11 protein-coding genes are annotated in these 13,687 nt (G+C 72.7%); 7 read left to right on the top strand and 4 right to left on the bottom strand.

Annotated elements, in window-relative coordinates:
- The first annotated feature begins 11 nt into the window (after positions 1-11).
- Positions 12-731, top strand: coding sequence for a TetR/AcrR family transcriptional regulator (locus IE274_RS34725; RefSeq protein WP_190119916.1), 720 nt, complete (start codon positions 12-14; stop codon positions 729-731).
- On the opposite strand, the gene IE274_RS34720 is transcribed toward IE274_RS34725, so the two are convergent.
- The 3 genes from IE274_RS34720 to IE274_RS34710 form a co-directional block, all read right to left on the bottom strand.
- Complete coding sequence (locus IE274_RS34720) at positions 700-1,890, bottom strand: polyamine ABC transporter substrate-binding protein (protein ID WP_190119915.1); 1,191 nt, start codon at positions 1,888-1,890, stop codon at positions 700-702. The genes IE274_RS34725 and IE274_RS34720 overlap by 32 nt on opposite strands.
- Positions 1,891-2,104: 214 nt before the next feature.
- Positions 2,105-4,891, bottom strand: a complete 2,787-nt coding sequence (locus IE274_RS34715) for a hypothetical protein (RefSeq protein WP_229910000.1) — start codon at positions 4,889-4,891, stop codon at positions 2,105-2,107.
- Positions 4,892-5,094: 203 nt separating this feature from the next.
- The gene (locus IE274_RS34710) at positions 5,095-6,534 is read right to left on the bottom strand and encodes a gamma-aminobutyraldehyde dehydrogenase (protein ID WP_190119914.1); all 1,440 of its coding nucleotides are present in this window, start codon (positions 6,532-6,534) and stop codon (positions 5,095-5,097) included.
- A gap of 225 nt (positions 6,535-6,759) precedes the next feature.
- Here IE274_RS34710 and IE274_RS34705 point away from each other — a divergent pair, with 225 nt between their 5' ends.
- From IE274_RS34705 to IE274_RS34680, 6 genes are all read left to right on the top strand, one after another.
- On the top strand, positions 6,760-7,269 hold the full coding sequence (locus tag IE274_RS34705) for an Lrp/AsnC family transcriptional regulator (protein WP_190119913.1): 510 nt from the start codon (positions 6,760-6,762) through the stop codon (positions 7,267-7,269).
- Positions 7,254-8,642 (top strand): aspartate aminotransferase family protein, encoded by a 1,389-nt coding sequence (locus IE274_RS34700; protein ID WP_190119912.1) that lies wholly within the window; start codon positions 7,254-7,256, stop codon positions 8,640-8,642. The genes IE274_RS34705 and IE274_RS34700 overlap by 16 nt, the downstream gene beginning before the upstream one ends.
- A gap of 226 nt (positions 8,643-8,868) precedes the next feature.
- Positions 8,869-9,780, top strand: a complete 912-nt coding sequence (locus tag IE274_RS34695; RefSeq protein ID WP_229909999.1) for an ABC transporter ATP-binding protein — start codon at positions 8,869-8,871, stop codon at positions 9,778-9,780.
- Positions 9,762-10,961 (top strand): hypothetical protein, encoded by a 1,200-nt coding sequence (locus tag IE274_RS34690; RefSeq protein ID WP_190119911.1) that lies wholly within the window; start codon positions 9,762-9,764, stop codon positions 10,959-10,961. The genes IE274_RS34695 and IE274_RS34690 overlap by 19 nt, the downstream gene beginning before the upstream one ends.
- 186 nt (positions 10,962-11,147) lie before the next feature.
- Positions 11,148-11,552 carry a VOC family protein gene (locus IE274_RS34685; RefSeq protein ID WP_190119910.1) on the top strand — a complete coding sequence of 135 codons (405 nt, stop codon included), beginning with the start codon at positions 11,148-11,150 and terminating at the stop codon, positions 11,550-11,552.
- Between the two features lie 37 nt (positions 11,553-11,589).
- Positions 11,590-12,720 (top strand): LOG family protein, encoded by a 1,131-nt coding sequence (locus tag IE274_RS34680; protein WP_190119909.1) that lies wholly within the window; start codon positions 11,590-11,592, stop codon positions 12,718-12,720.
- A gap of 112 nt (positions 12,721-12,832) precedes the next feature.
- Here the strand turns inward: IE274_RS34680 and IE274_RS34675 are convergent, their stop codons facing one another.
- The gene (locus IE274_RS34675) at positions 12,833-13,624 is read right to left on the bottom strand and encodes a maleylpyruvate isomerase family mycothiol-dependent enzyme (protein WP_190119908.1); all 792 of its coding nucleotides are present in this window, start codon (positions 13,622-13,624) and stop codon (positions 12,833-12,835) included.
- Positions 13,625-13,687: the final 63 nt, after the last annotated feature.

Genomic DNA, 13,687 nt, shown 5'->3' with positions numbered 1-13,687 from the left:
AGGCGGGAGCCATGGCGGGACGCGGACGACCCCGGGCGTTCGACCGGGACACGGCGCTGCGCCGGGCCATGGAGGTGTTCTGGACGCAGGGGTACGAGGCCACGTCGATGACGGACCTCACCTCGGCGATGGGCATCGCGTCGCCCAGCCTGTACGCCGCGTTCGGCTCCAAGGAGGCGCTGTTCCGGGAGGCGGTCACGCTGTACGACGCCACCGAGGGCGCGCCCATGGCCCAGGCGCTGACCGAACTCCCCTCCGCACGGGACGCGGTGGAGGCCGTACTGCGCTGGAACGCGCGCGCGTACACCGCCGAGGGCAGCCCCAGCGGCTGCATGATCGTGCTCGCCGCCACCAACTGCTCACCGGCGAACGCCCCCGTGCGCGACCACCTGGCGACCTGGCGGAAGGCGGGCGCGCGGCTGACGGCCCGCCGTCTTGACCGGGCCGTCCAGGAGGGCGAACTCCCCGCGGACACGGACACCGAGGCCATGGCCGCCTTCTACACCACGGTCATCCAGGGCATGTCGGTCCAGGCCCGCGACGGGGCGACCGGCGCGGACCTGGACCGGACGGTGGACCGGGCGATGGCGGCGTGGGAGGTGGTGGCGATGCCCGCGACGGCCCGGCCGACAGCTGCCGCAGCCCGGCCGGAGCCCGCCGACGACCGGTCGAAGCCCGCCGACGACCGGTCGGCGCCCGCTACAACCCGGCCAGCGAGTTCCACCGCTTAGCGAACTCCGTGCGCTCCCCGGACGTGATGTCCCGCGCGATCGCGAGCCGCTTGCGCATGCCGTCGTCCGGGAAGATCAGCGGGTCCTCGGCGAGCGCCGCCAGCTCCTTGTCCTTGCTGGCGGCGAGGACGTCGCGGGCGGCGGGCACGGGGCAGACGTAGTTGACCCAGGCGGCGAGTTCGGCGGCGACCTCGGGTTCGTAGTAGTGGTCGATGAGGCGTTCCGCGTTGGCCTTGTGGCGGGCGAGGTTGGGGATCATCAGGGACTCGGCCCAGAGTTCCGCGCCCTCCTCGGGGACGACGAACTCGATGTCCGGGTCGTCGGCGCGGAGCTGGATGACGTCTCCGCTGTAGGCCTGGCAGGCGAGGACGTCGCCGCTGGCGAGGTCCTTGATGTAGTCGTTGCCGGTGAAGCGGCGGATGTGGTGGCTGTCGACCAGCTTCTCGACCCGGTCGCACATCCGGTGGAAGTCGTCGGCCGTCCACTTCGTGACGTCGACACCGTCCCCCTGCATGAGCAGCGCGAACGCCTCGTCGAGCCCGGAGAGCAGCGTGACGCGCCCCTTCAGATCACCCGCCCACAGGTCCGACACGTGCCGGATCTCCCGCCCGAGCCGCCTCTTGTTGTACGCGATGCCGGTGATCCCCGACTGCCACGGCACCGTGAACTTGCGGCCCCGGTCGAAGCTGGGCGAGCGCAGCAGCGGGTCGAGGTGCCGGGTGACGTTCGGCTGCCGGGCCCGGTCCATCTCCTGCACCCAGCCGAGGCGCACGAACCGGGCGCACATCCAGTCGCTGATGACGATGAGGTCGCGGCCGGTCGCCTGGTGGTTCATCAGGGACGGGCTGATCTTGCCGAAGAACTCGTCGTTGTCGTTGATCTCCTCCGTGTAGCGCACGTCGATCCCGGTGCGCTTCTCGAAGGCGGCCAGCGTCGGCCGCTTCGACTTGTCCTCGTCGTCGGTGTCGATGTACAGCGGCCAGTTGGCGAAGACGAGCCGCCGCTCACGGGCGGAACGGTCCGCCGCCGCCCGGTCACCGGGCTTCACATAGGCGGCGGGCACCCCGCACCCCGCGAGGCCGCCGAGCGCGGCGGCTCCGCCCAGGGCGCGAAGGAGGGTCCGGCGAGTGGGGCGGCAGGTGGCTCGGTTGGCTGGCACCCCCGCAGGATGCCCCGGCGGCCCGGCGCGAACAATGGACGAGGCGTCGAGTGGGTGGTCTCGGGGCCGACACCCTGTCCAGGGGGTCGCCTGGTCCAGGGGGTCCAGGCGGCCGGGGCGGTGCACCAGGGCGACGAGGTCCAGGCAGTGGGCGGCGCGGCCCGACAGGTCGTCGGGCCGCGCGACGGAACGGCGCGCGTACGACGCGGAACCGTCAGCGTGCGGCCGGCCCCAGCCACCCCGCCAGGTCCGACGCCGTCACCCGCGTCAGCGGCCCCTCGTCGAGCGGCCCGGGGAACAGCCGGTACGCCGTGCCGGACGCGGCGCGTTCCGTACCGGCCAGGTCGCCGTGGACCAGGGCGACGAACGCCCGACGGTCCGTCAGCTCGGGCTCGGCGCACAGGACATCGGGCTCCCACCCGTCGCGGATCCGGACGGCGAAGTCGGCGCGCGGCTCGTCCGGTTCACGGCGGTAGCCCCACAGGACGTGGCCGCGGCCGCGTACCAGGACGTCGCCGTCGGTGCGGGCCGCCGCCGTCCAGCAGGCCAGGTCCCAGAGGGTGGCGCGGCCGCCGGTCTCGAAGGTGTCGACCAGGTCGTGCCCGGCGCGGCCGAGCACCGCGCGGTAGCGCCAGACGTCGTGGTTGCCGTCGCCCGTGGCGAGCGTGAGGTCGGCCCACCAGGCTCGGCGGGAGCGCAGGTCGACGACCATCGGTACGCGCAGCGCCGCCTCGCCCGCGAGGTCGAACCGCTGGCGCACGGTGCGCGGGTCGTAGCGGACGCGGCCCTGCTCGGCCGGGTCCACGGCCATGAACCCGGCGAAGGCGTCGGGGAGTTCGTCGAAGGGCACGTTGTTGTAGGAGAGCACCGCGGGCACGACGTACCGGATCCCGGCCTTGGCGAGCCGAGGCAGGTCCAGGTCCAGGTACTCGGTGGCGCCGTGCGGCGCGGGCGCCGAGGTCAGGTCCCCCGAGTGCCGCGCGGCGCCGCCCCCGTACTCGAGCTGGGTGTAGTCGCAGAGCCCGACGAACCGCCACGCGTCGTCGTACAGCGCGACGGACAGATCGAGGTCGACCCGTACGCCCTTGGGCTGGAGCCAGTGCAGGAAGAGCCGCAGCCGCTCGCTGTCACCGGGCAGGGGCAGCGAGCTGCCGCGCGGCACGGACACCAGCGACACGGCCGAGGCACGCTCCGCGAAGGGGACGGGCAGGTCGCCGAGGGCGGCGTCGAGCACCGCGATGTCGTAGGGCGGAACGGCGGTGGCGACGGCGGCGGCCGGGACGGTCCGGCCATCGGCCCCGAGGCGGCCCTTCCGCCCACCGGCCTCGACACGATCGCCCTGCCCACCGGCCTCGACACGGTCGTCCCGCACACCGCCCCCGGCGAGGCCCCCCACCCCCGCCGCGAGCCGCCGCACAGCCTCGGCCTCGATGAGCTCCGCCGCCCGGGAGGCCACCCGCGGCGGCAGCGGCGGGCGGTGGTCCTCGACCGCGAACGCCTGCGTGACGCGGCCGCGAGGGAAGAACACCCGGCGCCCGCCGGGCTCCGCGCGGACCTTCATCCGGCCGTACGCCCCGAGCAGCGGCCCCGCGCCCGCCCGCGGCAGGGCGTGGGCCAGGGCCTCGCCGATCGCCTCGGGCAGCATCGTCTCGCCGGAGCGGGCCAGGAGCACGTCGATTCGGCGCAGCAGCTCACCGGGGCGGGCGCGCAGCAGGGCGGTCGCGGCCGTGGTGTCCCAGCGGGCGAGCGCCGCCTCGACGCGGCCCTGCCAGCCGGTGTGGTGCAGGCGGTCGCCGTCCAGACGGATGTCGTCGTGGTGCGCGGCCTCGGTGAGGAGTACGTCGGCGAGCACCGGGTCGTCGAGGCGGGTGCCGCGCAGGACGGCGAAGGCGAGCGCGGCCCGGGCGTGCCGCTCGACCCGCGCGCCCCCCTCAAAGGGGTGCAGGACCTCGCCGACGCGCTTCCAGGCACCGGGGTACCGGGCGAAGTCCTCGCAGAGGTTCCCGAGCCCGAACGTGCCGAGCAGGGCGAGGAGTTCGCGCCGCACCGGTCGCGGGAGCCCGCGCAGGCGCGGCAGTTCGAGCAGGTCGGGGTCGCCGCCGGAGCGCACGACGAGGAGCCGGAGGACGTCCGTGGCCGTGTCGGCATAGCGGGCGACGATCGGGCGCGTGGCCGGGTCGTCCAGGAGCGGGGCGAGGACCAGGGCCTTGCTCTCGCGCAGCGGGATCTCCGGGGGCAGCCGGTCGGCGGCGTCCCGCGGGTGCACCCGGCCGAGCAGCAGGACCAGGTCGTCGTGGTCCTGCGGGTTCAGCGGGGTGCGGCGGGCGAGCAGCGCGGCGAGTTCGGCGGCGGTGTCGTCGGGCGCGCCCAGGCGCAGGGCGCGCAGGACGGGGCCGCCGTCGCCGCGCGGGGCGTCGGGGCCGGTCGCCGGGGTGATCCACGGGTCGGTGGGGCCCTGGGTGTCGTACCGGCTGTCGCAGACCGGGCACGCGTACCACTCGCAGCACAGCTCGCAGCAGCCCTCGATCGTCTCCACGCAGCACTCGCAGACCAGATGCGCGCAGGGCGTGAGCGCGCGCACCCGGCAGCCCGTCAGGCCGCAGGCCATGCAGGGCTGGTGGGGCTGGGCGGCGAGGTGGTCGATGATGACGCTGGTGTAGCGGTCGCGGGCGTGCCGGTACGGCGCCGTGTGCGGGAAGCCCGCGAACAGCGGGGTGTGCGTGCGGTCGGAGCCGAGGAGCGCGTCGACGTCCTGGAGCAGCCGGGTGCCGGTGGCGACGAGGTCGCGGACGGGCAGCGCGGTGAGCGCGCGGCGCAGCGGGGTGGTCAACAGGTGGCCGCGGTCGGCGAGTTCGGCTTCGAGGACGATGACGGCGGCCCGCACGTCGGCGGGCGCGGAGCCCTCGGTGGCGCCCCCGGCTTCGGCGCCCCCAGACGCCCCGGGCACGTGCACACTCTGTCGGCGGCGCAGCAGCAGCGCGGCCAGGTCATCGGCGGTCATCAGTGGGTCCCCATCCCCCAGGGAGCAGAAAAGCGGGGGCGGAGAGTGTGTGCGCTACGGATCTTTTTGCATAAGAAGGGAGAAGGAAGCACACAGCGGAGCCGCCCCCGCGTACGCAACGGTACGCGGGGGCGGCGATCAGAGCATCCGATTTAGGCGCCCTACGTCAGGCACCCCACGCCAGGGCGCCCCGCCGGGGGAACTCAGCCCTCGATCGACGTCATCACGTGCTTGATGCGCGTGTAGTCGTCGAAGCCGTACGCCGACAGGTCCTTGCCGTAGCCGGACTTCTTGAAGCCGCCGTGCGGCATCTCCGCGACCAGCGGGATGTGGGTGTTGATCCACACGCAGCCGAAGTCGAGGGCCTTGGACAGGCGCATCGCGCGGGCGTGGTCCTTGGTCCACACCGAGGAGGCGAGGGCGTAGTCGACGCCGTTCGCGTACTCGATGGCCTGGGCCTCGTCCGTGAAGGACTGGACGGTGATGACCGGGCCGAAGACCTCGTTCTGGATGATCTCGTCGTCCTGCTTGAGGCCGGAGACGACGGTCGGCGCGAAGAAGTAGCCCTTCTCGCCGACGCGCTGGCCGCCCGCCTCCACCTTGGCGTGCGCGGGCAGCCGGTCGATGAAACCGGTGACCTGCTTCAGCTGGTTGGCGTTGTTCAGCGGCCCGTACAGCACGTCCTCGTCGTCCGGCTGCCCGGTCTTCGTGTCGGCGGCGGCCTTGGCGAGGGCGGTCACGAACTCGTCGTGGATGGACTCGTGGACGAGGACACGCGTCGCCGCCGTACAGTCCTGGCCCGCGTTGAAGAAGCCCGCGACCGAGATGTCCTCGACGGCCTTGGCGATGTCGGTGTCCTCGAAGACCACGACCGGCGCCTTGCCACCGAGCTCCAGGTGGACCCGCTTGAGGTCCTTGGAGGCGGACTCGGCGACCTGCATGCCGGCGCGCACGGAGCCGGTGATGGAGGCCATCGCCGGGGTGCGGTGCTCGACCATGGCGCGGCCGGTGTCACGGTCGCCGCAGATGACGTTGAAGACGCCGGGCGGCACGATCGAGCCGATGATCTCGGCCATCAGGACCGTGGACGCGGGGGTCGTGTCGGACGGCTTGAGGACGACCGTGTTGCCCGCGGCGAGCGCCGGGGCGAACTTCCACACGCCCATCATCATGGGGTAGTTCCACGGCGCGACCTGCGCGCAGACGCCGATGGGCTCGCGCCGGATGATGGAGGTCAGACCCTCCATGTACTCACCGGCGGCGCGCCCTTCGAGCATCCGGGCCGCGCCCGCGAAGAAGCGGATCTGGTCCACCATGGGCGGGATCTCCTCGGACCGCGTGAGTCCGATCGGCTTGCCCGTGTTCTCGACCTCGGCCGCGATCAGCTCCTCGGCGCGCTCCTCGAACGCGTCGGCGATCTTGAGCAGTGCCTTCTGTCGCTCGGCGGGCACGAGGTCGCGCCAGGCCGGGAATGCGTCGGCGGCGGCCTTCATGGCGGCGTCGACGTCGGCCTCGCCCGAGAGCGGTGCCACCGCGTACGCCTCGCCGGTCGCCGGGTTGATCACCTCGGTGGTCCGTCCGTCGGCCGCGTCCCGGAATTCGCCGTTGATGTAGTTGCGCAGACGGCGCAGCTCGGTGGTCACTGCCAGCCCTCCTGTCAGAAGCCCATGTGGTTCAAAGAGTCACTGCCTGGTCTCCATCGGATCGCCTCGTCGATCACCCGGCTGTCCGATGGATGAGACACCCACCCTAGTCGCTACACCGACGCTTTCAACATACCCAGCCGCCCATATCTGCGAAATCCGTGCTCATGGAGTTGTTGTACAACGAATTTCATCGCTCTGGGCTTGCGGAACAGACGAGACGTCGTGCACAGTGAAGTCGTGGCAAGTCGAAGCGCAGACCCCAGCAGCTCCCGCGGCGGGAGCAGCCCGACGATCGACGCCGTATCGCTGGCGATCATCGAGCAGCTCCAGGAGGACGGCCGCCGTCCGTACGCCGCCATCGGCAAGGCCGTCGGCCTCTCCGAGGCGGCCGTGCGCCAGCGGGTGCAGAAGTTGCTCGACCAGGGTGTGATGCAGATCGTGGCCGTGACGGACCCGCTCACCGTGGGCTTCCGTCGCCAGGCGATGGTCGGGATCAACGTGGAAGGCGATGTGGACCCGGTCGCGGACGCCCTGGCCGCGATGCCGGAGGCGGAGTACGTGGTGATGACCGCGGGCTCGCACGACCTCCTGGTCGAGATCGTCTGCGAGGACGACGACCACCTGCTCGAAGTCATCAACAAGCGGATCCGCGCGCTCCCCGGCGTGCGCTCCACCGAGAGCTTCGTCTACCTCAAGCTCAAGAAGCAGACCTACATGTGGGGAACCCGATAGCCGTGAGCACCAAGGACCTCAGCCGGACCGCGTACGACCACCTGTGGATGCACTTCACCCGCATGTCGTCGTACGAGAACGCGCCCGTTCCCACCATCGTGCGTGGCGAAGGGACCTACATCTACGACGACAAGGGCAAGAAGTACCTCGACGGCCTCGCGGGCCTGTTCGTGGTCCAGGCCGGGCACGGCCGCCGCGAGCTGGCCGAGGTCGCCGCCAAGCAGGCCGCCGACCTCGCCTTCTTCCCCATCTGGTCGTACGCCCACCCCAAGGCCGTGGAGCTGGCGGAGCGTCTCGCCCACTACGCCCCGGGCGATCTGAACAAGGTCTTCTTCACCACCGGCGGCGGCGAGGCCGTCGAGACCGCCTGGAAGCTGGCGAAGCAGTACCACAAGCTCACCGGCAACCACACGAAGTACAAGGTCATCTCGCGCGCGGTCGCTTACCACGGCACCCCGCAGGGCGCCCTGTCCATCACCGGCCTGCCCGCCCTGAAGGCCCCCTTCGAGCCCCTCGTGCCCGGCGCCCACAAGGTCCCGAACACCAACATCTACCGCGCCCCGAGCCACGCTCACGCCGATGATCCTGTGGCCTTCGGCCGCTGGGCCGCCGACCAGATCGAGCAGGAGATCCTCTTCGAGGGCCCCGAGACCGTCGCCGCGGTCTTCCTGGAGCCGGTGCAGAACGCCGGCGGCTGCTTCCCGCCGCCGCCCGGGTACTTCCAGCGGGTCCGCGAGATCTGCGACAAGTACGGCGTGCTGCTCGTCTCCGACGAGGTCATCTGCGCCTTCGGCCGCCTCGGCACGATGTTCGCCTGCGACAAGTTCGGCTACGTCCCCGACATCATCACCTGCGCCAAGGGCATGACCTCGGGCTACTCCCCGATCGGCGCCGCGATCGTCTCGGACCGCATCGCCGAGCCGTTCTACAAGGGCGACAACACCTTCCTGCACGGCTACACCTTCGGCGGCCACCCGGTCTCCGCCGCCGTCGGCCTCGCCAACCTCGACCTGTTCGAGCGCGAGGGCCTCAACCAGCACGTGCTCGACAACGAGGCCAACTTCCTGCAGACGCTGCAGAAGCTGCACGACCTGCCGATCGTCGGCGACGTCCGCGGCAACGGCTTCTTCTACGGCATCGAACTGGTCAAGGACAAGGCCACCAAGGAGTCCTTCACGGACGAGGAGTCGGAGCGCGTGCTCTACGGCTTCGTCTCCAAGAAGCTCTTCGAGTACGGCCTGTACTGCCGCGCCGACGACCGCGGTGACCCGGTCATCCAGCTCTCGCCGCCGCTGATCGCCGACCAGTCGACGTTCGACGAGATCGAGGGCATCGTGCGGCAGGTCCTGACGGAGGCCTGGACCAAGATCTGACCGTGACCGGATCGCGGATCCGATCCGCCGCGGACCTTTCGGGGTCCGCCCCGCCCCGCGCGCCGTGACCGGCCCGGGTGCGCCCATCCGAGTGAGATGGGCGCACCCGGGCCGCGTCCTTGTCCGGCCCCCGGCGCCGAATCCTTAGCGTGCCCAGTGACCGATCGGCCCAGCCTTCGTTCCCCCGTACGGGGGAGGCAATCTGATCTGAACCGAGGTGTACGCCATGGTGGCCCCGCCGGACAACGACGTGCTGTGGGCACGCGCCCTGCACGTCACACTCAACGGATCCCCCGCCCTCACCGGTGTCTCGCTCGGTGTCCGCGAGGGCGAGATCCTGGCCGTCGGCGGCCCGCGCGGCAGCGGCAAGACCACGCTCCTGCGCTGCCTGTCCGGCCAACTCCTGGCCGCCCAGGGCGAGGTGTGGTTCAACTCCGCGCCCGTGCACACCCTGGGCCCACTGGCCCGCGAACGCCTGCGCCGCGACAAGTTCGGCTGGATCGACCCCGAACCCCGGCTCGTCCCCGAACTCAACGCCTGGGAGAACGCCGCCCTCGGCCTGATGCTGCGCGGCGGCGCCCGGCGCGGCGCCCGCACCGCCGCCCACGAGTGGCTCGAACGCCTCGACATCGGCGACTGCGCCCGCAAACGCCCGCACGCCCTCACCCAGGCCGAGCGCCAACGCGTCTCCGTGGCCCGCGCCCTGGCCTGCGCGCCGTCCGTCCTCTTCGCCGACGAGCCCACCGCGCCGCTGCACCGCGCCGACCGCGCGCACGTCCTGCGCACCCTGACGACGGCGGCCCGCTCGCACGGCATCACCGTCGTCCTCGCCACCCATGACGCGGAGGTCGCCGCCCTCGCCGACCGGGCGGTGACCCTGCTCGACGGACGGCGGGTGCACACGGTGCACCTGCCGGGGGACGAGGTGCGGCGCGGCGGGGGGCCGGGGGGCGCGAAGGGCGTCCGCGGCTCCGGTACGCCCACGGGCCCGGCCAGCACCACTGGCACCAGCAGCCCCACCAGACCCACTGGCCCCAACAACCCCACCAGCACCACCAGTTCGGTCAGCCCCACCGGCCCGGCCACCCCCACCGACTCCGACACGGAAGGCCGGGCCGCGTGCTCGCTCTCCGCCTAGCCCGCGGCTCCCACCCCCTGGTCCAGCTGCGCCGGCTCCTCGTCGCCGCCGCGTCGGCCGGCACCGGCTTCCTGCTCCTGTGCGCCCTCGGGTACGCGATGGGCCACGCCGGGTCCGCCGGCTCCGTGCTCCGGCTCGCCTGGTGCGCCGCCCCGCTCGCCGCCACCGTGTACTTCGCCGTCGCCGTGGCCCGCACCGACCCCGGCACCAGACCGCGCCCCGGGCTCGCGGCCATCGGGCTCGGCCCCGGTCGGCTCATGGTCATCTCCGCCATGACCACGGCCGTGGCCTGCACGCTCGGCTCCATGGTGGCGCTGCTGTTCTTCCTGCATCTGCGCGGCGATCTGACGGGCCTGCCGTTCGACGGCGCCGCGGCCGAACTCCTCGCCGCCGACCGGCCGTTGCCGCTGGCGGCCGCCCTGACCCTGCTCGCGCTCGTGCCGCTGACCGCGTCCGTGGCCGGTGCCGTCGCCCTGCGCCCGCGCCGAGCCGGGACCGGCGCCGCCGAGGAACCCGGCGCCGACCCCGTGCCCGACGCCGACCCCACCGACCTCGCACCCCCGGCCGCCGCCCCCGGCGGTCTGCCCTGGGGTGTCGCACTGTTCGCCGCCGGGCTCGCCGCCGAGACGTACGCGAGCAGCGCCGACGACGGCTCGGGCCCGCGACTGCCCGGCGGTCTTGCCGGAAGCCCCGTCGGCGCGCTTGCCGGGTGGGGGCTCACCGCCCTCGGCCTCGCCCTCGCCGGGCCCGCCCTCACCCATCTGTGCGGGCGGATCCTCCAGGCCGTACGGCCCGGGGCGCTGCGGCTGCTCGCGGGGCGCGTGCTCCAGCAGGAGGCGCGGCGGATCGGGCGTCCGCTCGGCGTGGTGTGCGCGGTGGCGTCGGGCGCGTACGCGGCCCGGACCCTGTACGCCGACGCGGCGGGCGGCGGCTCGGGCATCGGCCCGCTCACCACGCTCGGCGCCGTCGTCGTCGCGGGCTGCGCCCTCCTGACGCTGGCCACGGCCGCCGTCGAGGCCAGGCACGCCCGCGCCGACACCACGGCTGCGCTGCTGCGGCTCGGGGCGCCCGCGGCGCTCCTGCGGGGCTGCGCGGCGCTGCGGGCCGGGGCGCTGCTCGCGGTGTTCGGGCCGGTGACGTGGCTGGTGGCGGAGCTGTCGGCGATGCCGCTCGTCCGCTGAGCCGCACCGCCTTCTCCGCTGCGCCGCGCCGCTCGGCCGCCCCGGGTGCCCCTGACGCCGACGTCCTCGAAAACTCGTACAAGAAGATGCGCGACGGGCGATGAGTTCCGCGCCGGAGGGCCGTCTAATCCTGCGTAGGACGCACACAGGCGCTTACGCGAGGCACGTACCCCACGGGAGACGCACATGTACCAGCAGATGATCTTCGTGAACCTGGCCGTGAACGACGTCGAGGCGTCCAAGAAGTTCTTCACCGGACTCGGCTACTCGCTCAACGCCCAGTTCTCGACGGACGACACCGCCTGCGTCCAGATCAGCGACACGATCGTCGCGATGATGCTCAGCAAGTCGCACTACGCGCAGTTCACGACCAAGGAGATCGCCGACGCCACGAAGACCAGCGAGGTCCTCGTGGGGCTGAGCGCGGAGAGCCGCGAGGCCGTGGACACGCTCGTCGACAAAGCGGTCGCGGCGGGCGCCACGGACGGCAAGACCCAGGACTACGGCTTCATGTACGGCCGGGCGTTCGACGACCTGGACGGCCACACCTGGGAGGTCATCTGGATGGACCCGGCGCAGGTCGAGGGCTGAGCCCGAGCCGCGTCCCAGGGGTGCATAGCATGGGCGGATGCTGCCCTCCGAAGCATCCGCCCCGCACCCCGGCGACCGTGAGATCGAGACGCTCACCGAGTTCGACGAGGTCGTCACGGCGGGCGGTTCGCTCGCCGGACACCGCGTCCAGGCCGTCGACCTGACCGGTCGTACGGCCGCGCTGCTCACCGCGGACACCACGGGTGCCGTCTTCCTCGGCTGCCCCATGGCGGAGGACGCCGCCGCGCACGTCCGGGCCTCCGGGGCCCTGGTCTTCCCGCCCGTCCCGGGGCTGCCGTTCGACCCCTATCGGGGGCTGCTCCACACGCCGGACGAGCTGTTCGCGGGGCTCGCCGACGGCGGGTACGAGGCCACGCCGGACGCCCGCGCGTACGCCTGGTTCCAGGCGACCAAGGCCGACGGGGACGTCTTCGCCTCGATGCTGCGCGCCGTGCACGACGACTCCATCTCCGACGCCCTCGACGAACTCCTGCACGGGCAGCGGGTGGTGGGCGTCATGGGCGGACACGCGATGGCCCGGGGCACGCTGGAGTACGCGGGCGCCGCGCGGCTCGGGCGGCAGCTCGCGCGGGACGGGTTCACGGTGGCCACCGGGGGCGGGCCCGGGGCCATGGAGGCGGCGAACCTCGGGGCGTACGCGGCGCCGCACGACGACGCGATGCTCGACGAGGCGCTTGCGATCCTCGCCAAGGAGCCGTCGTTCACCCCGTCGATCACGCACTGGGCACGGGCCGCCTTCACGGTGCGCGAGCAGTGGCCGTCCGGCGGCCCTTCCGTCGGTATCCCGACGTGGTTCTACGGCCACGAGCCGCCGAACGCCTTCGCCTCGCACCTGGCCAAGTACTTCGCCAACGCCACCCGCGAGGACGGGCTCCTCGCCCGCTCCAACGCAGGCGTCGTCTTCCTCCCGGGCGCCGCGGGCACCGTCCAGGAGATCTTCGACAACGCGACCCCCAACTACTACGAGTCCCGCGGCGGCCCCACCCCCATGGTCCTCGTCGACACCCACCACTGGACCCACCACCTGCCGGCCTGGCCCCTGCTCCAGTCATTGGCGGCGGGCCGGGAGATGGCGTCGCGGATCGCGTTGGTGGGGGATGTGGGGGAGGCGGCGGCGACGCTGGCCGACCTGGGGAGTTCTGGGTAGCTCAGTCAGTCCCAGCAGGTGTCGTGTCCCACACCCGCTGGGGGCGACTGGGCCGCCAGGGGCGGCACGGGCGGGCACAGCCCCGGAGCCGACAGAGCCGTCACGGCAACGCTCACCCGAACGACGCCCGCTCCAGCCAGAACTCCAGCAACTCCCGATCCCCCAGCACCTCAACCCGCCCGGAGTCCAACCCCCGCCGCCGGTAGAACGCGAGCAGCACCTCGGTAAGCGGCCCCCGCAGCGCAACGTCGGACTTCTCATGAGCCCGCCGCCACACCACCCCTTCCTCGGCCAACTCGACCACCCACTCCGCGTCGAGCGAAGCCTCCGCGTCCACCGCGTGCAGATGAATGGTCCGCCCACTCCCACGCAGCTCACGGGCGTTGTCGGCCAAGTTGGTCCGCTGGACGTACTGCACGATCTCCAGCCACTCGTCGACCGCGTCGGCGGCGACCTCGGGCGCGACGACGTACTCGACCCCCGCGGCGATGGCGGCGTCGGCCCGATGCACGGCAACCTCGTGCGTCATCCGCCGCGCCCAGAACTCGGCGGTGTGCTCCCCCGCCCACGTCCACACGGCAGTCTCCCCCGTGGCCCCCGCGAAGGCCGCGTCGATCAGCTCCGCCGTCTCGGCGAGCCACGCGTCGAGCCCGGCGGGATCGTCGTCGCCGGGCCCGGGGACCCCGGGGACGTCCGACTCGGGGATGTGCTTCTCCGCCCGCGTACGGACGTGCGCCTCGACCCACCGCACGGCACCACCGGTGTGCCGGGCGAGCTCCCCGAGGGTCCACTCGGGGCAGGTCGGCACGGTGACCGTCAGGTCGGCCCCCACCAGCGTCTCCCGGAACAGCGCCAGCTGGCGGCCGACTTCTTCGCGGTAGCGGTCGTAACCCAGTCTCGTCATGGCCGAACCATAGATCGGCGTCTCAGCCGACGGCAGCCCCATTTCCGGCACGCCCCGAGCACT

It is taken from the genome of Streptomyces flavofungini, assembly GCF_014650815.1.
In the GTDB taxonomy this organism is placed as follows: domain Bacteria; phylum Actinomycetota; class Actinomycetes; order Streptomycetales; family Streptomycetaceae; genus Streptomyces; species Streptomyces flavofungini.
Note: the sequence above shows the minus strand (reverse complement) of the source record. Positions and strands in the feature narration are given on the sequence as shown.